This is a genomic window from Paraburkholderia nodosa DSM 21604 (genome assembly GCF_000519185.1).
GTDB lineage: Bacteria > Pseudomonadota > Gammaproteobacteria > Burkholderiales > Burkholderiaceae > Paraburkholderia > Paraburkholderia nodosa.
In genome coordinates, this window is sequence record NZ_JAFA01000021.1 from 98163 (window position 1) to 118193 (window position 20031).

General features: G+C 65.0%; 21 protein-coding genes. 11 read left to right on the forward strand and 10 right to left on the reverse strand.

Annotated features, from left to right (window positions below):
• Positions 1-19: 19 nt before the first annotated feature.
• Positions 20-1423: an aminotransferase-like domain-containing protein gene (locus A3CW_RS0127110; protein WP_028206357.1), complete on the reverse strand. Its 1404-nt coding sequence runs from the start codon at positions 1421-1423 to the stop codon at positions 20-22.
• A 171-nt stretch (positions 1424-1594) separates the two neighbouring features.
• On the opposite strand from A3CW_RS0127110, the gene A3CW_RS0127115 reads away from it, so the two are divergent.
• From A3CW_RS0127115 to A3CW_RS0127125, 3 genes are all read left to right on the forward strand, one after another.
• Entirely contained in the window at positions 1595-2923 is a 1329-nt protein-coding gene (locus A3CW_RS0127115) for an aspartate aminotransferase family protein (RefSeq protein ID WP_028206358.1), read from the forward strand.
• Positions 2924-3187: 264 nt separating this feature from the next.
• On the forward strand, positions 3188-3436 hold the full coding sequence (locus A3CW_RS0127120; RefSeq protein ID WP_028206359.1) for a hypothetical protein: 249 nt from the start codon (positions 3188-3190) through the stop codon (positions 3434-3436).
• Between the two features lie 44 nt (positions 3437-3480).
• Positions 3481-4548, forward strand: coding sequence for an NAD(P)/FAD-dependent oxidoreductase (locus A3CW_RS0127125; RefSeq protein WP_028206360.1), 1068 nt, complete (start codon positions 3481-3483; stop codon positions 4546-4548).
• Positions 4549-4585: 37 nt separating this feature from the next.
• Here A3CW_RS0127125 and pcaC read toward each other — a convergent pair whose 3' ends face one another.
• The 5 genes from pcaC to A3CW_RS0127150 form a co-directional block, all read right to left on the reverse strand.
• Positions 4586-4975: a 4-carboxymuconolactone decarboxylase gene (pcaC, locus tag A3CW_RS0127130; protein ID WP_028206361.1), complete on the reverse strand. Its 390-nt coding sequence runs from the start codon at positions 4973-4975 to the stop codon at positions 4586-4588.
• A complete protein-coding gene (gene pcaD, locus A3CW_RS0127135; RefSeq protein ID WP_028206362.1) occupies positions 4975-5763 on the reverse strand; it encodes a 3-oxoadipate enol-lactonase in 789 nt (262 codons plus the stop codon). The genes pcaC and pcaD overlap by 1 nt, the downstream gene beginning before the upstream one ends.
• A 29-nt stretch (positions 5764-5792) precedes the next feature.
• Positions 5793-7160 (reverse strand): 3-carboxy-cis,cis-muconate cycloisomerase, encoded by a 1368-nt coding sequence (locus tag A3CW_RS0127140; protein ID WP_028206363.1) that lies wholly within the window; start codon positions 7158-7160, stop codon positions 5793-5795.
• 129 nt (positions 7161-7289) lie between these two features.
• Complete coding sequence (locus A3CW_RS0127145) at positions 7290-7949, reverse strand: 3-oxoacid CoA-transferase subunit B (RefSeq protein ID WP_028206364.1); 660 nt, start codon at positions 7947-7949, stop codon at positions 7290-7292.
• Between the two features lie 17 nt (positions 7950-7966).
• Positions 7967-8674 carry a 3-oxoacid CoA-transferase subunit A gene (locus A3CW_RS0127150; protein ID WP_028206365.1) on the reverse strand — a complete coding sequence of 236 codons (708 nt, stop codon included), beginning with the start codon at positions 8672-8674 and terminating at the stop codon, positions 7967-7969.
• A 305-nt stretch (positions 8675-8979) separates the two neighbouring features.
• On the opposite strand from A3CW_RS0127150, the gene A3CW_RS0127155 reads away from it, so the two are divergent.
• Both A3CW_RS0127155 and folE read left to right on the forward strand, forming a co-directional pair.
• Positions 8980-9903: a LysR family transcriptional regulator gene (locus A3CW_RS0127155; RefSeq protein ID WP_028206366.1), complete on the forward strand. Its 924-nt coding sequence runs from the start codon at positions 8980-8982 to the stop codon at positions 9901-9903.
• Between the two features lie 90 nt (positions 9904-9993).
• Entirely contained in the window at positions 9994-10686 is a 693-nt protein-coding gene (folE, locus tag A3CW_RS0127160) for a GTP cyclohydrolase I FolE (protein ID WP_081771832.1), read from the forward strand.
• A 47-nt stretch (positions 10687-10733) separates the two neighbouring features.
• Here the strand turns inward: folE and epsC are convergent, their stop codons facing one another.
• Both epsC and A3CW_RS0127170 read right to left on the reverse strand, forming a co-directional pair.
• Positions 10734-11663, reverse strand: coding sequence for a serine O-acetyltransferase EpsC (epsC, locus tag A3CW_RS0127165; protein ID WP_028206368.1), 930 nt, complete (start codon positions 11661-11663; stop codon positions 10734-10736).
• 124 nt (positions 11664-11787) lie between these two features.
• Positions 11788-12021 (reverse strand): hypothetical protein, encoded by a 234-nt coding sequence (locus A3CW_RS0127170; protein WP_028206369.1) that lies wholly within the window; start codon positions 12019-12021, stop codon positions 11788-11790.
• 324 nt (positions 12022-12345) lie between these two features.
• Here A3CW_RS0127170 and A3CW_RS0127175 point away from each other — a divergent pair, with 324 nt between their 5' ends.
• Together A3CW_RS0127175 and A3CW_RS0127180 are read left to right on the forward strand one after the other, a co-directional pair.
• Positions 12346-12786, forward strand: coding sequence for a DUF3005 domain-containing protein (locus A3CW_RS0127175; protein WP_051481750.1), 441 nt, complete (start codon positions 12346-12348; stop codon positions 12784-12786).
• 465 nt (positions 12787-13251) lie between these two features.
• Positions 13252-13956: a helix-turn-helix transcriptional regulator gene (locus A3CW_RS0127180; RefSeq protein ID WP_028206371.1), complete on the forward strand. Its 705-nt coding sequence runs from the start codon at positions 13252-13254 to the stop codon at positions 13954-13956.
• Here the strand turns inward: A3CW_RS0127180 and A3CW_RS0127185 are convergent.
• A complete protein-coding gene (locus A3CW_RS0127185; protein ID WP_035514098.1) occupies positions 13940-14254 on the reverse strand; it encodes a helix-turn-helix domain-containing protein in 315 nt (104 codons plus the stop codon). The two genes, A3CW_RS0127180 and A3CW_RS0127185, sit on opposite strands and share 17 nt — an antisense overlap.
• Before the next feature lie 168 nt (positions 14255-14422).
• On the opposite strand from A3CW_RS0127185, the gene A3CW_RS0127190 reads away from it, so the two are divergent.
• Positions 14423-15013, forward strand: coding sequence for an acyl-homoserine-lactone synthase (locus A3CW_RS0127190; protein ID WP_028206373.1), 591 nt, complete (start codon positions 14423-14425; stop codon positions 15011-15013).
• Between the two features lie 139 nt (positions 15014-15152).
• On the opposite strand, the gene A3CW_RS47780 is transcribed toward A3CW_RS0127190, so the two are convergent.
• Positions 15153-16715 carry an MFS transporter gene (locus A3CW_RS47780; RefSeq protein WP_051481746.1) on the reverse strand — a complete coding sequence of 521 codons (1563 nt, stop codon included), beginning with the start codon at positions 16713-16715 and terminating at the stop codon, positions 15153-15155.
• A 327-nt stretch (positions 16716-17042) separates the two neighbouring features.
• Here A3CW_RS47780 and A3CW_RS0127200 point away from each other — a divergent pair, with 327 nt between their 5' ends.
• The 3 genes from A3CW_RS0127200 to A3CW_RS0127210 all read left to right on the forward strand — a co-directional run bounded on the left by A3CW_RS0127200 (position 17043) and on the right by A3CW_RS0127210 (position 19866).
• Positions 17043-17504, forward strand: coding sequence for a universal stress protein (locus A3CW_RS0127200; protein ID WP_028206374.1), 462 nt, complete (start codon positions 17043-17045; stop codon positions 17502-17504).
• A gap of 182 nt (positions 17505-17686) precedes the next feature.
• Positions 17687-18445, forward strand: a complete 759-nt coding sequence (locus A3CW_RS0127205; RefSeq protein WP_081771833.1) for a helix-turn-helix domain-containing protein — start codon at positions 17687-17689, stop codon at positions 18443-18445.
• Positions 18446-18579: 134 nt separating this feature from the next.
• On the forward strand, positions 18580-19866 hold the full coding sequence (locus A3CW_RS0127210; protein WP_028206376.1) for an SUMF1/EgtB/PvdO family nonheme iron enzyme: 1287 nt from the start codon (positions 18580-18582) through the stop codon (positions 19864-19866).
• The last annotated feature ends 165 nt before the right edge of the window (positions 19867-20031 follow it).

Genomic DNA, 20031 nt, shown 5'->3' on the forward strand with positions numbered 1-20031 from the left:
ATGCGCCCTCTCGCACGCCCTAGCGCGCGCGCTCGATAAACCGCCACAGCGCATCGTCGGTCGAATACGGCGCGTTGAAGCGAAACCACGCGCTCGGTTCGTCGTCGGGTCTGAAATAGGAGCCAGGTGCGAGCCAGATGCCATCGCGCAGCGCCGCCGTGGCGATCGCGCCGGCCCGTTCGGGTTCGATGGCAAGCCGCGCCCACACGAACAGCCCCGCGCGCGGCCGGTGGAATATCTCGAGCCCCAGCGCGTCGAGCCGCTCCTCCACGCAGGCATGCGCGGCCTTCAGCCGTTCGTTCACGAGTTCGACATGGCGCGCGTGACGCCCTTCGAGCAAGACCTTGTCGACCATGCGCTCGATGGTCGCCGACGAGGTGAGCCCCACCGCCATCTTCGCGCGCGCCAGCTCGCGCAGCACATCGCGCTCGGCGACCACATAGCCGCAACGCAGCGAAGGCGTGACCGTCTTCGAAAAGCCGCTGACGTACAGCACGCGCTGCAAGCCTTCCATCGCCGCGAGCAGCGGCGCGCCAGGCGGCGCAAGCTCGCGGCTCACATCGTCCTCGACGACCCACATGCGCTGGCGCTCGGCGATCTGCAGCAAGCGGAAGGCGTTGGACATCGCATACGTCGCACCGGTGGGATTCTGCAGCGTCGTGTTCACGAAGATCGCCTTCGGCTGGTGCGCCGCCACCTGGCGCTCGAGCGCCTCGATGTCGAGCCCGGCGGGCGTGCGCGGCACGCCGTGCACCGTGAGCCCCGCGAGCTTGAGGATCTGCAGCAGATTGCAGTAGCCGGGGTCTTCCACGAGCACCGTGTCGCCGGGCCGCAGCAGCGTACGCACGATGAGATCGAGCCCCTGCGTCGCGCCCTGCGTGAGCAGGACGTTCGACACTTCGACCGGCAGCCCCTGCCGGTCCAGCTGCGCCGCGATGCGCTCGCGCAGCGGCGCGTAACCGTACGGGTGCCCGTAGTCGCCAAGCCGCACGGCCGGCACCCGGCTCATGGCGCGCAAGGCGTGCTGCAGGCCGCTTTCGTTGATCCACTCGCCCGGCACCCAGCCGCAGCCCGCCTTGATCGGCACCGAATGATCGGCGAACACGTCGGAGAGCAGCCAGGTCGCCGTCAGCGTGGGCGGCTGCCAGCCCGCTGCGCTCGCGCGCGCCGACTCGTTGCGCGGCGCCACGCGGTAGCCCGAGCCGCGCCGCGCAACGACGAAGCCCATCGAAACGAGACGGTTGTACGCCTCGGTCACTGTATAGGTGGATAGCTCGTGGCTTTGCGCGAGCTGCCGCACCGAGGGCAGCAACGCGCCGGCGCGCAGCGATTGCGCTTCGATCGCGCGCGTGAAGCCCTGCACGAGCTGCTCGACAAGCGTCGTCGTGACGCCGCGGCCGCGCTCCAGTTCGAGTTCGATCATCGGGAAAGCAAGCGTATAGTGCGAGGGAAAACCCGTACGATTTAGGGCGCCGACCAATACAGTTGGCGAGAATTGTCCAGCACGGTTTGCAGAGCAGTATAGAGACTGTCTATGCCGTCGTTCAAGCCTCGGCGCTACAGTTGAGCCAAACCCACCTGAGGAGAAGCACGCATGACTTCGCGCCCCGTCATCGACGATCTCTCGTCGTTCTGGATGCCCTTCACCGCCAATCGCCAGTTCAAGGCCGCGCCGCGCCTGCTCGAATCGGCGAAGGGCATGTACTACCGCACGACCGATGGCCGCGAAGTGCTCGACGGCAGCGCGGGCCTCTGGTGTGTGAACGCGGGCCATGCGCGCGAGGAAATCGTCGCGGCCATCGCCCAGCAAGCCGCGACGCTCGACTTCGCCCCCACGTTCCAGATGGGCCACCCGCTCGCGTTCGAAGCGGCCCGGAAGATCGCGGAAATCATGCCGGCCGGGCTCGACCGCGTGTTCTTCACGAATTCCGGCTCGGAGTCGGTCGACACCGCACTGAAGATCGCGCTCGCCTACCATCGCGCACGCGGCGAAGGCCAGCGCACCAAGCTGATCGGCCGCGAGCGCGGCTATCACGGCGTGGGCTTCGGCGGCATCTCGGTGGGCGGCATCGGGCCGAATCGCAAGGCGTTCTCGGGCCAGCTGCTGCCCGCAGTCGATCATCTGCCGCACACACATGATCTCGAGCACAACGCGTTCTCGAAGGGCCAGCCGGCCTGGGGCGCCCATCTCGCTGAAGACCTCGAGCGCATCGTCGCGCTGCACGACGCCTCGACCATCGCCGCCGTAATCGTCGAACCCGTGGCGGGCTCGACCGGCGTGCTGATTCCGCCGCAAGGCTATCTGCAGCGTCTGCGCGAGATCTGCACGAAGCACGGCATCCTGCTGATTTTCGACGAGGTCATCACGGGCTTCGGGCGCCTCGGCAAGGCCACGGCCAGCGAGTATTTCGGCGTGACGCCCGACATCATCACCATGGCCAAGGCGATCAACAACGCCGCCGTGCCGATGGGCGGCGTGGCCGCGAGCCGCACGGTTCACGACACGATCGTGAACAGCGGCGCGCAGGGCGCAATCGAGCTGTTCCACGGCTATACGTATTCGGCGCACCCGCTCGCCGCCGCCGCCGCGATCGCGACGCAGGATCTGTATCGCCGCGAGGGCCTGTTCGAGCGCGCCGGAGCGCTCGCGCCGAAGTTCGAGGCCGCAGCGCATGCGCTGCGCGGCGAGAAGCACGTGAAGGACGTGCGCAATCTCGGCCTCGTTGCCGGCGTCGAACTCGACTCGCGCGACGGCGCACCGGGCGCGCGCGCTTACGAGGTTTTCGTGAAGTGCTTCGAGGCGGGCGTGCTGATCCGCTTCACGGGCGACATTCTCGCGTTCTCGCCGCCGCTGATCGTGACCGAAGAGGAAATCGCACGCCTGTTCGGCACGGTGCGCGACGTGCTCGCCACGGTGCAGTAACGCGCGAGGCGCGAGCGAACCAACACTCGCGCCTGCTTTCATTTGGTAATCCGCCGCAAAGGCGGCCCGGGGTCGGGCCGCCTTTTCTTTTTTCGGCCGTTCGACCCATGCAATACGCAGGCAGCAGGATTGCGCAGCCGTACGCGCGAGGACCGGGTTCAAGCACAGCGCGCGCCATCGGCGTATCGTTGCCCTATCCGCCATAACAAACGCGATTGCGGCGAGCGCGCATCGACCGACGTGCGCTGGCCAGGAGGGAATCTCATGAAGATGCCAGTCCGCATCGGCACGCATATCGAGGGCGTCCACTGGATCGCCGAGTATGGGGAAGCGACCCATCAAATCCGTGTGTTCCGTGACGGCCGCGTGGTCGACACGATCCCCGCGCCCGCGGCCATGTTCGGCGAAGAACGCGACGCGGGTTCGGCCAGCGACGCGGCGAGCCGCGCCGAGGAAGCCGCGCTGCTCGCCTGCCTGCGCCGCTACGTAGCCGACGTGCAGCCAGAAGAATAGGACTCTTGATCATTATCCCTGCCTCTTGCAAGGAGAGCTCGCCGATGAACGAGCGCAACGATCACTTCCCGCCCCAGCTTGTCGAAACCGATGCGCTCATCATCGGTGCCGGGCCGGTGGGACTTTTCCAGGTGTTCGAACTCGGCCTGATGGAAATCCACGCACACGTGGTCGATTCGCTGCCGGTGGTGGGCGGCCAGTGTGCCGAGCTTTACCCCGACAAGCCGATCTACGACATTCCGGCGGTGCTGATGTGCACCGGGCAACAGCTGGTCGATGCGCTGATGCAGCAAATCGAGCCTTTTGGCGCGACGTTCCATCTCGGCCAGGAAGTGCAAATCGTCGAGCCGCGCGCCGACGGCCGCTTTTTCGTGCAGACGAGCAAGGGTACGCAGTTTCTGACGAAGACGGTGTTCATCGCGGCGGGCGTGGGCTCGTTTCAGCCGCGCACGCTCAAGCTGAGCGGTATCGAGCGTTACCGCGACACGCAGTTGTTCTATCGCGTGCGCGATCTCGAGCGCTTTCGCGACAAGGACGTCGCGGTGTGCGGCGGCGGCGATTCGGCGCTCGATTGGGCGCTGCAACTCGTGGACGTCGCGCAGAGCGTGATTCTGCTGCATCGGCGTGAGGGCTATCGCGCGGCGCCGGCAACGGTCGCGAAGATGCACGCGCTATGCGAGGAGTGGCGCATGCAGTCCATTGTCGGCCAACTGACGGGCTTCGACGACGAAGGCGGCAAGCTCAAGCGCATCAAGGTGACCGGCGGCGACGGCATCACGCGCGCGCTGGATCTCGATTACCTGCTCGTGTTCTATGGCTTGTCGCCGCAACTCGGGCCGATCGCGCAATGGGGCCTCGAGATCGAACGCAAGCAGTTGCCGGTGGATACGGCGCGCTTCGAAACGAGCGTGCCGGGCATCTTTGCCGTCGGCGATATCAATACTTATCCGGGCAAGAAGAAGCTGATTCTCTCCGGCTTTCACGAAGCCGCGCTCGCTGCATTCGGCGCGGCACATCATGTGTTTCCCGAGAAGAAAATCCATCTGCAGTACACGACGACCAGCACGCGCCTGCACAAGGTGCTCGGCGTGGAGTCGCCGGTGTTCGACTGAACGCGGGGCGAGTGCCCCGCGTGTTGAGGCCATACGATCAGGCCTGCTCGGCGTCCTGCTCGCGGAAGATGCGGTCGGCGAGATGGAACGCCGAGTTCGCCGCCGGCACGCCGCAGTAAATCGCCGTTTGCAGCAGCACTTCCTTGATCTCGTCGCGCGTGACGCCGTTGTTGCGCGCAGCGCGCAGATGCAGCGCAAGTTCTTCGCTGCGGTTGAGCGCGACCATCATGGCGATCGTCAGCAGGCTGCGCGTGTGGCGCGGCAAGCCATCACGCGTCCAGATCTCGCCCCACGCGTAGCGCGAAATGAAGTTCTGGAATTCTTCGGTCACTTCGGTGCGGTTGGCGAGCGAACGATCGACGTGCGCGTCGCCCAGTACCGCGCGGCGCACCTTCATGCCGGCTTCGTAGCGGTCTTCGTCGTTCATCACGCCCCCAGCAGGAAATCGACCACGATCTTGTTGTACTCGTCCGCCTGCTCGACGTTCGAGATGTGCGCGGCGTTCAGCTCGACATAGCGTGCGCCCGGCACCGATTCGGCCAGTTCGCGTCCTTGTGCGGGCGTCGCGGCCAGATCGTGCGTGCCAGAGATCACGAGCGTGCGCGCCTCGATCGACGGCGCCTCGCCGCGCAGGTCGGCTGCGTTGATCGCTTCGCAGTTCGAAGCATAGCCGTCCTTGTCGGTATGCACGAACACGTCGCGCACCTGCGACATCACGAGCGCATTGTTCGCGATGAACTCGGGCGTGTACCAGCGCGGCAGCACCGCGTCGGCGAGCGCGAGCATGCCTTCGCTGCGAGCCTTCGCGGCGCGCGGCACCCACACTTCCGGCGAGCCGATCTTCGCGGCCGTGTTGCACAGCACGAGGCGATCGATGCGGTTGGCGTAACGCGCGCCGAGGCCGACGCCAGTCAGGCCGCCCATCGAAACCCCGACGAAATGCGCGCGTTCGATGCCGAGCTGGTCCATCAGGCCGATCACGTCGCTGGTCAGCTGCTCGATGGTGTACGGGCCCTGCGGCGCCGCCGAGTGGCCGTGGCCGCGCGTGTCGTAGCGCAGCACGCGGAAGTGCTTCGTGAACTCGGCGATCTGCGGCGTCCACATCGACACGTCGCTACCGAGCGAATTCGACAGAACCACCCATGGCGCCGAGCGGTTCTCCGAACCGTCGATGCGGTAGAACAAATGCGTGTCGTTGACGGCTGCGTAAGGCATGCGTGTTACTCCTCGTGTGTCTTCTGTGATCAATGGGACGTGCGCTGCGTGGCTTTCGCTGCATACGACGCGAGCACCGCGTCGACGAACGCGTGCGCCTGCCCCACGTAATTGGCCGGATCGAGCAGCGCCTTGAGGCGCGCTTCGTCCAGGTGCCTCGTCACGGCGGGCTCCGCCGCGAGGACTTCGTACAGCGTGCGGCCGCTTTGCACCGCCGATTTCGATGCGTGCTCAACGAGATGATGCGCGTCCAGACGCCCGATCTGGTCGCCGAGCGCGAGCATCACGGCTTCGCCGAGAATGAGGCCGTGCGTGATGTCGAGATTCGCCGCGAGCCGTTCGGGGCGCACTTCGAGTCCAGCGGTAATCTGTTCGATCTGCGCGAGCGCGCCGCCGGCGAGGCGCGCGAGATCGGGCAGCGCATCCCACTCGGCTTGCCAGCCGCCGAGCGCGCGCTCGTGTTCCTGAACCATGCCAGCGAACACCGTCGCGACGAGGCCCGGCGCGCGCACGGCAGCCGTCAGGACGGCTGCGCAACCCACGGGATTGCGCTTGTGCGGCATGGTCGAGGAACCGCCCTTGCCTGCCGCCGCCGGTTCGCCCAGCTCGCCGATTTCGGTCTGCATCTGCAAGGAAATGTCGCGCGCGATCTTGCCGAGCGTGCCGATGAGCATGCCGAAGAACGACGCGGCTTCGGCAATGCGATCGCGCTGCGTGTGCCACGGCATGGCGGGCAGCGCGAGCCCGAGTTCTTGCGCGAGCGCGGCGCTCACCGCCGGGGCGGCGTCGCGCAGGCTCGCGAGCGTGCCGGCCGCGCCGCCGAACTGCAGCACGAGCGCCCGCTCGCGCAGCACGGCAAGGCGTTCGCGATGGCGCAGCATCGCGTCGAGCCATTGCGCGAACTTCAAGCCGAGCGTGATGGGCAGCGCCTGCTGCAGCCACGTGCGCCCGACCGCCGGCGTCGCGCGATGCGTGCGCGCGAGGTCCGCCAGCGTCGCGCAGAGCGCGTCGATGCCGCGCTCGATCAGCGCGAGCGCGTCGCGCAACTGCAGCACGGTGGCCGTGTCGATGATGTCCTGGCTCGTGGCGCCCCAGTGAACGTACTTGGCGGCTTCGGGGTCGGCGGACTTCACGCGCGCCGTGAGCTGCTTGACGAGCGGGATCGCCAGGTTGCCGCCCAGCGCGGCGTCGCGTGCGAGCGCCGGCGCGTCGAGCTGATCCGCCGCGCAGGCCTCGACGATCGCACCCACGGCCGACTGCGGAATCACGCCATGCGCCGCCGAGGCGCGCGCGAGCGCCGCTTCGACGTCCAGCATGCGTTGCAGCGTGGCATCGGGAGACCAGACCGCATTCATCGGTTCGGTCCCGCAGATCAGGCTCGTGAGGCGTTCAATCATGGAGTGTGGCGCGTGGAAAAAGGCGGGCGTTCAGAGACAGACGGAACGAAGCGGGCGCGGCAACCGTCGACGAATGCCGACGGTTGCCGCGCCACTCACGTGCGAATGATGCGCACGTCTACGAACAGTTTACGCTGCGCGACGGTTTTGCGTCGCGTCGATCAGCGGCACGCCGGCGAGCTTCTGCAGCGCGTCGAAATCGATGTCCGAATAGATCTCGCGCACGGCGAGGCCTTCGGGCGTGACGTCGAACGCGGCAAGGTCGGTATAGATGCGGCCCACGCAGCCCACGCCCGTCACCGGGTACGAGCATTCGCTCACGAGCTTGCTTTCGCCCTGCTTGGTCAGCAGTTCCATCATGACGAACACCTGCTTGGCGCCGAGTGCGAGGTCCATCGCACCGCCCACAGCCGGAATCGCGTCGGGCGCGCCGGTGTGCCAGTTCGCGAGGTCGCCACTGACCGACACCTGGAACGCGCCGAGCACGCAGTAGTCGAGGTGGCCGCCGCGCATCATCGCGAACGAGTCGGCGTGGTGGAAGTAGGCGCCGCCGGTGAGCAGCGTGACGTGCTGCTTGCCCGCGTTGATGAGTTCGTCGTCTTCCTCGCCGGGCGCGGGCGCCGGGCCCATGCCGAGCAGACCGTTCTCGCTGTGCAGGAAGATTTCCTTGCTCGGATCGAGGTGGTTGGCCACCAGCGTCGGAACGCCGATGCCGAGATTCACATACGCGCCTTCGGGAATGTCCGCGGCCACGCGCTTGGCCATTTCATCGCGATTCAGTCGTTTCATTGCCTCTCTCCGTTCCTTCAGGCTGCCTGGCCGCTTTGGTCGGCGTGCGCTTGATGCGCCGCTTGCGGCACTGCCACGACGCGTTGCACGAAAATGCCGGGCGTCACGATGTTTTCCGGATCGAGCTGGCCGAGTTCGACGACTTCCGAAACCTGCGCGATGGCGACCTTCGCCGCGCTCGCCATGATCGGCCCGAAGTTGCGCGCCGTCTTGCGATAGACGAGGTTGCCCCAGCGATCGCCCTTATACGCCTTGATGAGCGCGAAGTCGGCGTGCAGCGGCGCTTCGAGCACATAGTGACGGCCGTCGATCAGGCGCGTTTCCTTGCCTTCGGCCAGCTTCGTGCCGTAGCCCGTGGGCGTGAAGAAGCCGCCGATGCCGGCGCCGGCGGCGCGGATGCGCTCGGCCAGATTGCCTTGCGGCACGAGTTCGAGCTCGATTTCGCCGGCGCGATAGAGCGCGTCGAACACATACGAGTCGGTCTGGCGCGGGAACGAGCAGATGATCTTGCGCACACGCTTCGCCTTGAGCAGCGCGGCAAGGCCGATGTCGCCGTTGCCTGCGTTGTTGTTGACGATGGTGAGGTCGCGCGCGCCCTGCTCGATGAGCGCGTCGATCAGTTCGGCGGGCATACCGGCCGTGCCGAAGCCGCCGATCATCACCGTGGCGCCGTCATGCACATCGGCCACGGCGGCTTGAAGCGAGTCGAAAATCTTGTTGATCATGCCTGTTCCTGAAAGCGATGCGCATCGCGGAAGGTCCACGTCACTCGATCGCGAAAAGTTCTATATACGAACACTGATTCGTTTAGCGAACGTCCAGCGCATTATCGGAGTGGATTCAAGCGCTTGTCAAGGCGGGTCTACCCACACAGGCAATCTACTTCATGTCGGCGCCGGTGCGCGCCGGATCGCACGCGCGGCCCGTCCTTCAGGCCGGGCGCACCCGTGGGCACATACCCCAATATCCGGAATTCCGATTCATCGACTAGTCTTTATCCGATTTCGACATAGTCAGCGCCGCCGCCTTCATGCAAGACCTCGATCTGAATCTCATCCCCTTTCTCGTGGCCATGGAGGAAACGCGCAACGTGAGCCGCGCCGCCGAGCGGCTCGGCGTGAGCCAGCCGCGCGTGAGCACGGCGCTCGGCAAACTGCGCGAGTTTTTCGGCGACCCGCTCTTCGTGCGCACCTCGCGCGGCATGGAGCCCACGCCGCGCGCGCTCGGTCTCATTCCCGCCGCGCGCGACGCGCTGGTGCGCATCGAGAAAGGCATGCTGCAGGCGCAGGACTTCGATCCCGCCACCAGCACGCACACGTTCTCCATCGCGCTCTCCGACGTCGGCGAGATCGTGTTTCTTCCGCGCCTCCTGCAGGTGTTCGCCGAGCGCGCGCCCAACGCGAACCTGCGTTCGGTGTCGCTGCCGCCAAGCCAGGTCGAGCGCGGTCTCGAATCGGGCGACATCGATCTCGCGGTCGGTTATTTCCCCGACCTCGGCGGCAACAACTTCTTCCAGCAGCGCCTCTTCACGCACCGCTTCATCTGCATGATGCGCAGCGGGCATCCGCTCGCGGGCAAGGCCATGACGATCGAGCAGTTTCTCGCCATGGGCCATGCCGTCGTGCGCGCCGAGGGACGCAGCCAGGAAGTGCTGGAACAGTATCTGGAGAAAAGGCGCATGCGCCGCCGCGCCGTGCTCGAAACGCCTCACTTCATGAGCTTGCCGTTCATTCTCACGCGCTCCGATCTCATCGCGACCGTGCCGCATGCCATCGGCTTCGCCTATGTGTCCGAGCATGCATCGATCACGCTCGTCGAGCCGCCGTTGCAGTTGCCACGTTTCGATCTCAAGCAGCACTGGCATCGCAAGTATCACAACGCGCCGCGCGGCGAATGGCTGCGAAGCATCGTGGCAGAACTGTTCAACGACGCCATGGACGAATGGCCCAAATGACCCCTCGCGCCAAGCACGGCAAAACATGAAACAATGGGGGCTCGTGGTGCACGCCAGAGCGGCGTCCTCCCACCTGTCAGGAGCCCATGCATGAGCGAAGAAAAAAAGGCCGGGAAATCGAAGCAAAGCGCGAAACAAAGCGCGACCCAAGGTGCGAAGCAACGCAAGAGCGTGACGAGCACGACCGCCACGCGCCCGTCGCGCGCCGAAGCCGAGGACGCCGTGCGCGTGCTGTTGCGCTGGGCCGGGGACGATCCCGCTCGCGAAGGGCTGCTCGATACGCCGGGTCGCGTCGTGCGCGCCTATGAGGAATTCTTCGCGGGCTATGAGGTCGATCCGCGCGAAATCCTGTCACGCACCTTCTCGGAGGTGGACGGCTACGACGAAATGATCGTGTTGAAGGACATCCGCTTCGAGAGCTACTGCGAGCATCACATGGTGCCGATCATCGGGCGCGCGCACGTGGCGTATTTGCCCGAGCATCGCGTGGTGGGCATCTCGAAGCTCGCGCGTCTCGTCGACGCATTCGCGAAGCGCCTGCAGATCCAGGAGAAGATGACCGCGCAGATCGCCGACACGCTCAATGAGATCCTGCAGCCCAAGGGTGTGGGCGTGATACTCGAAGCGGCGCATCAATGCATGTCCACGCGCGGGGTGCACAAGGCGGGTGTGGCGATGGTGACGTCGCGCATGCTCGGCACGTTTCGCACCGATCCTTCCACGCGCCGCGAGTTTCTCGCGATCGTCGGCAATCCGAGCGCAATGAGCGTCGCGAATACCTGAACGCAACCCGCCGATAAGGAACGGGACCGCGTGTCCCGTCCCTCTCCTTACTTCAGCGGACCGTCGTCGCCCCGCTCGATCTCGCGAATCTTGCCCTGGCGCACGCTGCTGCCCGGCGGCACACTATGCGTGAGCCACACGTTCCCGCCAATCACGGAGCCGCGCCCGATCGTCACGCGGCCGAGAATCGTCGCGCCCGCGTAGATCACCACATCGTCCTCGACGATCGGATGGCGCGCATTGCCCTTCACGAGCGTACCGTCGAGGTCGGCCGCGAAACTCTTCGCACCGAGCGTCACGGCCTGGTACACGCGCACGCGCTCGCCGATGATCGCCGTCTCGCCGATCACGACGCCCGTGCCGTGGTCGATGAAGAAGCTCGAACCGATCTGTGCGCCCGGGTGAATGTCGATACCCGTTGCCGAATGCGCGATCTCGTTGATGAAGCGCGCGAGCAGCGGCACGCCGAGACGGTGCAGCGCATGCGCGAGCCGATGATGCGTCATCGCCCACACGCCCGGGTAGCACAGCAGGATCTCGGTGATGTGCTGCGCGGCCGGGTCGCCCGTGAACGCTGCCTGAATGTCGCTCACGAGCAGCGCGCGAATGTCGGGCAGTTGCCGGCCGAACTCGCGCGCCACGTCGAATGCGCGCGCGCGCAGTTCGTCGTCGCTCGCCTGCGAGCTTTCCGGCAGGAAGCGCAACGCGCGGCGAATCTGCTCGGCAAGCAGCCGCAAGGTGCTGTCGAGCGTATGGCCCACGTAGTAGTCGATGCTCTCGTCGGTCAGGTCGGGCGCGCCGTAATGCGTCGGAAAGAGCGCGGCGCGCAGGCCGGCCACGATGTTGACGACCGCATCGCGTGACGGCAGTTCGCGGATACCGAGTGGATGGCGCGTGCGGTGCCGCTCTTCACGCGACGCACGCAGATCGGCGACGATCTGTTCGAGACCCCAGTCGGGGGAAGCAGCTTTGGACATGGTAATGCGGCAGCAGACGCAGGGCCCGTGCAGGAGTGAGTGTATCGACCCCAGAGATTACCGCGTTTTGCGGGAGTTCGCCGAAGCGCCCTCGAAGCCGGCTACGCCCGCGGGGCGCGCGCGCTCAAAGCGTGACCGTGCTCGCGTCGATCCAGCGCACGGCCCAGTCGCGCGCATGGGCGATGGCGGCCGCCTCATCGGAAAAACGCAATTCGGCAGGGAAAAATCGGTTGGCAACGAGTTCGCCGTCGCTCGAGCGCGAAATCACCACATACGGCTGATACGTGCCGTCACCGGCACGCGCCGGTGCGCAATTCAGCAAATAGCCACGATGCGTAAATGCAGCGTCGAAGTGCATGTGTGTCACCCGCCCCTGACTGCCTCGTCCATTTTATTTGGCGCGTGCATTCAGGATCGTGCGGCAAAGCCACAGCATGGGCCCTCGCCCGGCCCATTAATCGAAGCGCGCCAACTCGTTGAAAGAGGATCATACTCCTGGGAAAAAGCGCAAACCAACGAAAAAAATGCAACATCGCTGGAGGCGTTCTCCTGGCGAACCGGCTTGCTTTTCATTCCGATTCAAGGGTGCGGCGCTGCAGCGGAACGGCGCTTGCGGAATGGCCTGCTGAACGCAGGCACCCAGATCTTCCAAGGAGGAAGCATCATGAATCGTCCCGACGACATGCAAAAATCGAATGTGGGAGATGTGAGCGCGTCGACGTCGCGGCCGCGCAGCGCCGAACTCCACAACGACCGCACGCACGACAGCTCGGTCGACACCGACGGCAAAAACCGCGAGGCGGCACGCCTGGCGGGCGAAGGCTGCATCGGCCCCGATGAAGTGACGACCAGCAACGCGACGCTCGTCAACAGCGTGGCCGAAGCAGATGACGGCCTGGCGGGCTTCGACAGCCGCAAGGGCGTACACCGGCTGCCGATCGCGCCGGAGTCCGGATACGAGGCCGTCGACCTCGGCATGAGCGCGCCCGAAGGGCCCGGCGACGTCGACTGGCAGCGCAACGCCGCACGCGAAGCGGGCGTGCGCCGCAGTCCGGGACGCCTGCACTTCGCGCTCAACCACCTGCGACCGACGCGCGTGATCGAGTTGCACCGCAAGCCCTGAACAACGGTTCGTCGCTCACGACGCGGCGAATCGTTTGCGATTATCCAGGCGATTTCGTAGCAATGGCGGATATAGACAGTATCCAGTCGAGTGCAGTTAAAACTCGAAATGAAAAGCCTGAAAATTAATGAAAGCCGATAAATCGGCGGCATTATCCCGGCGAATTGCACGCTTTTGCCGCTTTCGAAATGCCGTCTGGCTTTGTCTCAGCTTCGGTGCAGTGCACTTTTTTCGTGCAGACCTGCGCTTGTTCAGGAGACGCAGAACTCTCTCCGATGTCACCGAAATCTGACAGAAATGACCCCACAAAGCGGGAGGATTGCAGACGAGGGGGGATCAGATAGGAATTTAGTGATAAATTCTTACATCATAAGAAGCGAGGAGCGAGTGTCTGAGGGCTTGCCCCGCGATCTCGCCCAGCGCTGATGGAGAGTGTTGAACGTGCCTCTACATTTTATTGAGCAGATGTCGCCCGTGCTCGACGCGCCCGAAGAGGCAGCGTGGTTCGACGCGGTGGCGAAGCTCGCCAGCTCGTGGGGATTCAGCCAGCTCATGCTGGCTATCTTGCCGCGCCCGGGCATGAGGCTCGAGGACGCGTTCATTCGCACGAACTACTCGGCCGCCTGGCGGCAGACGTACAACGATCACGGTATGGCGTACTTCGACCCGACCGTGTCGCATTGCACCACGCGTTCGGCGCCGCTCATCTGGTCGCCGGAGCTTTTCGCGACCGAGCAGCAACAATCGATGTATGAGGAGGCCCGCTCGTACGGGCTGCGCGCAGGCATCACCCTGCCGATCCATGGCCCACGCCAGGAAATCGGCATGCTCTGCTTCGTCAACGACGCGAATCCCACGGACAAGTTCTGGGACGACGTGAACCGCGCGTTGCCGAATCTCGTCCTGCTGCGCGATCTCGTGCTGGACACGAGCCAGCGGCACCTGAACGACCACGTTCAGTCGCTGATTCCCAAGCTCACGCCACGGGAAAAGGAATGCCTCAAGTGGACTGCGCTAGGCAAGTCCACTTGGGAAATTTCTCACATCCTGAATTGCTCTGAGGCCGTCGTGAACTTCCACATGAAGAACATTCGCGGGAAGTTCGGCGTGAACTCACGGCGAGCGGCAGCCGTGATTGCGACCCAGATGGGTCTTATTGACCCGGGCTAAGCACCATCGGTGCTTCGCCGCGCAACACGCGCTCGGCACGGCCAAGGTCGCCGTCCGAAATCGTCTTGTTGAAATACAGCCCGAGCAGGATCGACACCGGCGGCGGAATCTCCGCGCCCGACTCGAACCGGCTGCCGCGCGACTGCGTCACGCCGAAACGCGCCCAGAAGCGGCGCTGGCTCTCTTTCTTCTTCTTCCGATACGCAATGATCAGGACGCGGTCGACGACCGAGGACAGATCCCCGGGAGACGACATGGTATTCGCACCCGAGTGCCATTGATTGCCCATAAGTTCCATGATGACTCTCGCTGTCAGATATGCCTGATGAGTGACTGCCGCGGAAGTGNTTCTCCTTAAGAGGCCCTATTTGCGCACCTACCTATCTAGATAGGTGTTTTTTTATATTCATAACGCATAGCTTTCGAACCGTACTGCCGCGCTTCCACACAAATCGGGAGAGTTGTCATGCAAGCTGCGATACGGATCGGACTGAGACAGGACTTCGACAACGAGGACATCAATGAAATGTACCGGCTGCGCGCGCGGGTGTTCCGCGACCGCCTCGGCTGGGACATTCCCACCATCGCGGGGATGGAAATCGACGGCTACGACGCGCTCGGGCCCCATTACATGCTGATTCAGGACGGCACGGGCCACGTGCGCGGCTGCTGGCGCCTGATGCCCACCGAAGGCCCCAACATGCTGCGCGACACCTTCCCGCAACTGCTGCAGGGCAAGGCTGCGCCCACGGCCCGCAACATCTGGGAACTGAGCCGCTTCGCCATCGAGTCGGGCAACGACCAGGCATTCGGCTTCGCTGACGTGACCATGAGCGCGATGCGGGCGGTCGTCTCGTTCGCCGACCGGGCGGGCATCAACAGCTACGTGACGGTGACCACGACGCCGATGGAGCGCCTGCTGCGCCGCACCGGCATCGAGCTGACGCGGCTTGGCGCGCCGATGCGCATTGGCGTGGAGAACGCCGTCGCGCTCGAAATCGCCATGAGCCAGCAAACGCACCACGCGCTGTTCGGGGCGATGGCCCACGCCGCCTGAAGGCGACGCCGCGCAGGGACAAATACGCGCTGGCTGGGTGTTGCCACCCTTCTCGCTCAGCCAGACACACTGTTGTTTTTGTCTGACAAATATAACGCGAAAACCTGCGCCGACTGCGTACACCGGAACGCGGCGGCGCCTAATCGGCCTTGACCTCGTCGGCGCGCGCTTCAGCAGTTTTCTGCGCCGCCGAGGCGCTGCGGCTGAAGCGGATATGGGAAATCCGCCCCACGCACAGGGCCGCCGCGAGCGCCGCGCAGCCCGTCAGGCCGATGCCCAGATGGATCGCATCCACCAGTACGTGGCGCACCGCATCGATCAGCGCCGCGCCGTCGAGCCCCGCCGCCTTCATCTGCGCGACGAGACCCTCGCGCAACGAGGGGTCGATGAGGACGCGCGGATCGGCCAGCTGGGGCTGCCAGCGCTGCTGCAGCGGCGCGCCGATCACCGCCAGCGCGTCCCCCACCCCGGCCGCATAGCGATGGTTGACGATGGTCGCCACGACGCTGGTGCCGAGCATGCCGCCCACCATGCGCGTGGATTGCAGCAAGGCGGTCGTGATGCCGAAACGCTCCCGCCCGGCAATCTCCTGGCCGAAGATATTCAGGTTGTTCAGGATGAAGCCGAGCCCGATACCCACCGCCGACATCGCCAGCTCGAGCCAGAGGTGCGCCGTGTGCCGGGACGCGAAGGCAAGACCGGCGGAAGCCGCGACCAGCAAGCTGAAGCCGACCGTCAGAATCGTCGTGGGCTTGCGCAGCCGGATCACGATGCGCGTGTTGATCAGGCTGCCTAGCGCGATACAGGCGGCGATCGGCGTGGCGAGCAGCCCCGCCTCCTGGGGCGACAGCCCGAAACCGCCCTGCAGCAGGAGCGGCGCGAAAAAGATCAGCGAGAACATCACGAAGCCCGAGAGCGTCGAGAGCGTAAACAACGTGACGAGCTGCGGGTCGCGAAACAGGTCGAGCGGGATGATCGGGTGCGTCGCGCGGCGCTCGCAGGCCAGCAGCGCCGCCGCGCCGGCGAGCACTGCCAGCGCGAGCGCGCCGTTGCCGGTCGTCAGGCCGCTCCTGGGCACCGCCTCGATCAGGGTCTGGAAACCGCCCAGCACCAGTGCGACGAGCGCGGCGCCCGTCCAGTCGATGCGCACCTCGCCGGTACGCCCCGGCTGGTAGCGCGGCAGATGCGCCCAGATGAAATAAAGTGCAAGCGCGCCAACCGGCAGATTGACGAGAAAGGTCGAGCGCCAGCCAAAGTGCTCGCTGAGCCAGCCGCCCAGCGAAGGCCCCGCCGCCGTGCCGATGCCGTAGGCGGCCGCCATGACGACCTGCCAGCGCACCCGCGCACGCGGGTCGGGAAAGAGATCGGGAATCGAGGCGAACGCCGTGCCCACCATCATCCCGCCTCCAACGCCCTGCAGCGCGCGCGCCGCTGCCAGAAAACGCATGTCGGTCGCGAGCCCGCACAGCACGGAGGCCGCCGTAAACACGATCACCGCGGCGATCACGAAGCGCTTGCGGCCAAAGTAGTCGCCGAGCCGGCCGAACACGGGCACCGTCACGACCGAGGCCAGCAGGTAGGCGCTCGCGATCCACGCGTAGAACTCGAAACCGTGCAGTTCGGCGACGATCGAGGGCAAAGCGGTGCTGACGACGGTTTGATCGAGTGCGACGAGCATGTTGACGAGGCCGATGCCGAGCATGGCCAGCAGCGCGTCGCGGAACGGCAGGTTAGCGGAGGAAGGTTTCACGGGAGGGGAAGACGGCGCGGAGCGAAAAAGAGGCAACGATAGCGGTATGCCGGTGCGCGTGCAACATAACGACATAGCAAATGAAACCAGGCGGCGCTGCGATATTCCGACGCAACCCACTTGATCTTCCTTCCTGCACCTTCCACATTTCATACAGTCCGGCTGCGTGTTTAGTGGCGATCCATTAAGCTTCTCGCCAGTCATGACACGCCGCGCCCGCCTCGTCGCAGCATCGCCCGGGGCCGCGCGATTCTCGATCCCACTCAAAGAGGAGGTCTTATGTACACACGCATCCTTGTCGCCGTCGACGGCAGTGCCACCTCGCGCCGCGCCTTCGAAGCCGCGCTCGACCTGGCGAAGGCGATGGGCGCGACGCTGCAGCCGTATTACGTGATCGAGAACACGCCCATGTATTTCGACGCGCCCGGCTACGACCCGTCGATCCTGCGCAACCAGATGATCGCGCAGGGCAACGAACTCGCCGAAGAAATGAACAAGGCGATGGGCGAGCATGGCGTACAGGGCGCCATGCTCACGGGCGAAGCCTCCTCGCTCGACGACGTGCCGACGCTCGTGCTCAGCGCCGCGAAAACCGCAGGCTCCGACCTGATCGTAATGGGCACACACGGCCGCCGGGGCTTCCAGCGCCTGATCCTCGGCAGCGTTGCCGAACGCTGCGTGCGGCAGTCCACGCTGCCCGTCCTCCTCATCCCGTCTGCCGCCGGAAATGCCGGGCAGTAGTCGCATTGAGCACAGGCCGTTTTGCCTGTTATTGGAGAGTCGCTTGCGCGCCGTCAGACGCCGCGCGAGCGCCTTCTGACAAGGCTCAAAACGATTCATCTTAAATGCGCGTCGCTTTGCCACTAATCTGAGATTCGACCCCGGTAGACAATGCCTGGACAGAAATCAAAGGAGCATTGTCCATGCTGAACCATACCGTCGCTTCTCAAACCACCGTGCGCCGCAGCAATCGCACGCCCCTGACGACGGCGCCGCGCACGTCCACGCGCTGTTCGGTTTGCGCCATGCGGCACCTGTGTATGCCCCAGGGCCTCACGCTCGACGACCTGTCGAAACTCGAAGCCTTGATCTGCTCCGCGCGCAGCGTGCGGCGCGGCGAAGCCCTGTATCGCGCCGGCGACGCATTCGACAACCTCTATGTCGCGCGCTCCGGCTCGCTCAAGACGGTCATGGCGCACCGCGACGGCCGCGAGCAGGTCACCGGCCTGCGTCTGGCCGGCGACCCGCTCGGCCTCGACGGCATCAGCACCGGCTTCCACACCTGCAGCGCCGTGGCGCTCGAAGACAGCTCGGTCTGCCTCATTCCCTACTCGGCCCTCAAGCATTTGTGCCGCGAAACCGGGGCCATGCAAGACCGGCTGCACCGCCTCATGAGCGAGCAGCTGATCCGTGAATCGTCGCAAATGATGGTGCTCGGCTCGCTCTCCGCCGACGAACGCGTCGCCGCGTTCCTGCTGGACGTTTCCGAACGCAACGGCCAGCGCGGCTATTCGCATGCGGAGTTCAACCTGCGCATGACGCGTGAGGACATGGGCAGCTATCTCGGCATGACGCTCGAAACGGTGAGCCGCACCCTGTCGAGATTTCAAAAGCGCGGCCTGATCGACGCACAGGGCAAGCTGATCCGTATCATCGATATCGAAGGTCTGCGGCATCTGTAATGCGCGGCAAGCCCCGGGCGGGCGGCCCGCCCGGGGTGCCGGCGCCGCGCCTCGCCGGTGCGGCAACGCCGTTGGCACAACTCCTGCGCAGGGTTAAAGTTTCGTACTACGCCCACGCAAGGAGTATCGCCGAAATGCATCTCGCGCTATCCCCCACGCTCGCGGCCCGCCTCGAAGCGGCGCGCACCGCCAGCGACGCGCTCTTCAACGTCGTCAAGCCCGAGTTTCTGTACGAGCGGCCCATTCGCGAGCGGCACCGCATCGTGTTCTATATCGGTCATCTGGAAGCATTTGACCGCAACCTCTTCGACAAGCGCCTGTTCGACGTGCCCTCCGCCGATGCGCGCCTCGACCAGCTGTTCGCGTTCGGCATCGATCCTGTCGATGGCGGCCTGCCGACCGACGTGCCCGCCGACTGGCCCGACCTCGCCGAAGTCCTGGCCTACGGACGCGACGCACGCAGCCGCATCGACGCGCAGCTCTCGACGCTCGACCTGCCGCCCGATGCCTCGAATCACGATACGCCGGGGCAGTTGCTGAACGTCGCGATCGAACATCGGCTCATGCACGTCGAAACGCTCACCTACATGCTCCACCAGTTGCCGTTCGCGCAAAAGCAGGCGCCCGCCGCTACGGGCGCGCGCGCCGACCCGCTCTATACGGTCAAGGCCGGAACGGTGCAGGTGCCCGCGGGCCGCACGGAACTCGGCATGACCGCCGAGCGGGGCCTGTTCGGCTGGGACAACGAGTTCGGCGAGCAGCAGGTCGACGTGCCGGCCTTCGAGATCGACCGCTACATGGTGACGAATGGCGCGTTTCTCGAATTTATCGAGGACGGCGGCTACCAGAAGCGCGAACTCTGGAATGACGCGGACTGGGCCTGGAAGGAAAGCGCACTCGTGGCGCACCCCGTATTCTGGTCGCGCGGCGCCGAAGGCTGGACGCTGCGCACGATGTTCGAAGACATCGCATTGCCGCTTGCATGGCCCGTGTATGTGAGCCACGCCGAAGCCAGCGCCTTTGCGCGCTGGCGCGGCATGGCGCTGCCGAGCGAGGCGCAGTGGCAGCGCGCGGCGCATGGCGCGCTGCCCGGCCGCAGCGACAACTTCGACTTCCGCGACTGGAACCCGGTGGCCGTCGACGCCACACCGGACAGCGCCAGCACGTGGGGCGTGGAAGGCCTGTACGGCAACGGCTGGGAATGGACCTCCACGCTCTTCGGTCCACTGCCGGGCTTCAAGGCGTTCCCGTTCTACGAAGGGTATTCGGCAAACTTCTTCGACGGTCAGCACTACGCAATGAAAGGCGGCTCGCCGCGCACCGCCCAGTGCATGTTGCGGCCAACGTTCCGCAACTGGTTTCAGCCGCGTTATCAGTATGTTTATGCGGGATTTCGTTGCGTTCGCAATTTGACAAGTTGAGCAAAGAATGACTGGATGATCATCTTTCGCTTAAGTGTAAACAACAACCAACTATTGCTTTAATTTTTGCCGGTACGTTTGTGTTTTTGATACTTGCCGGCTTGAGCCTTCACTTGCATTCGCCTGAAAAGATCGAGAGTTCTAACATCGAAACCCAAATATAAG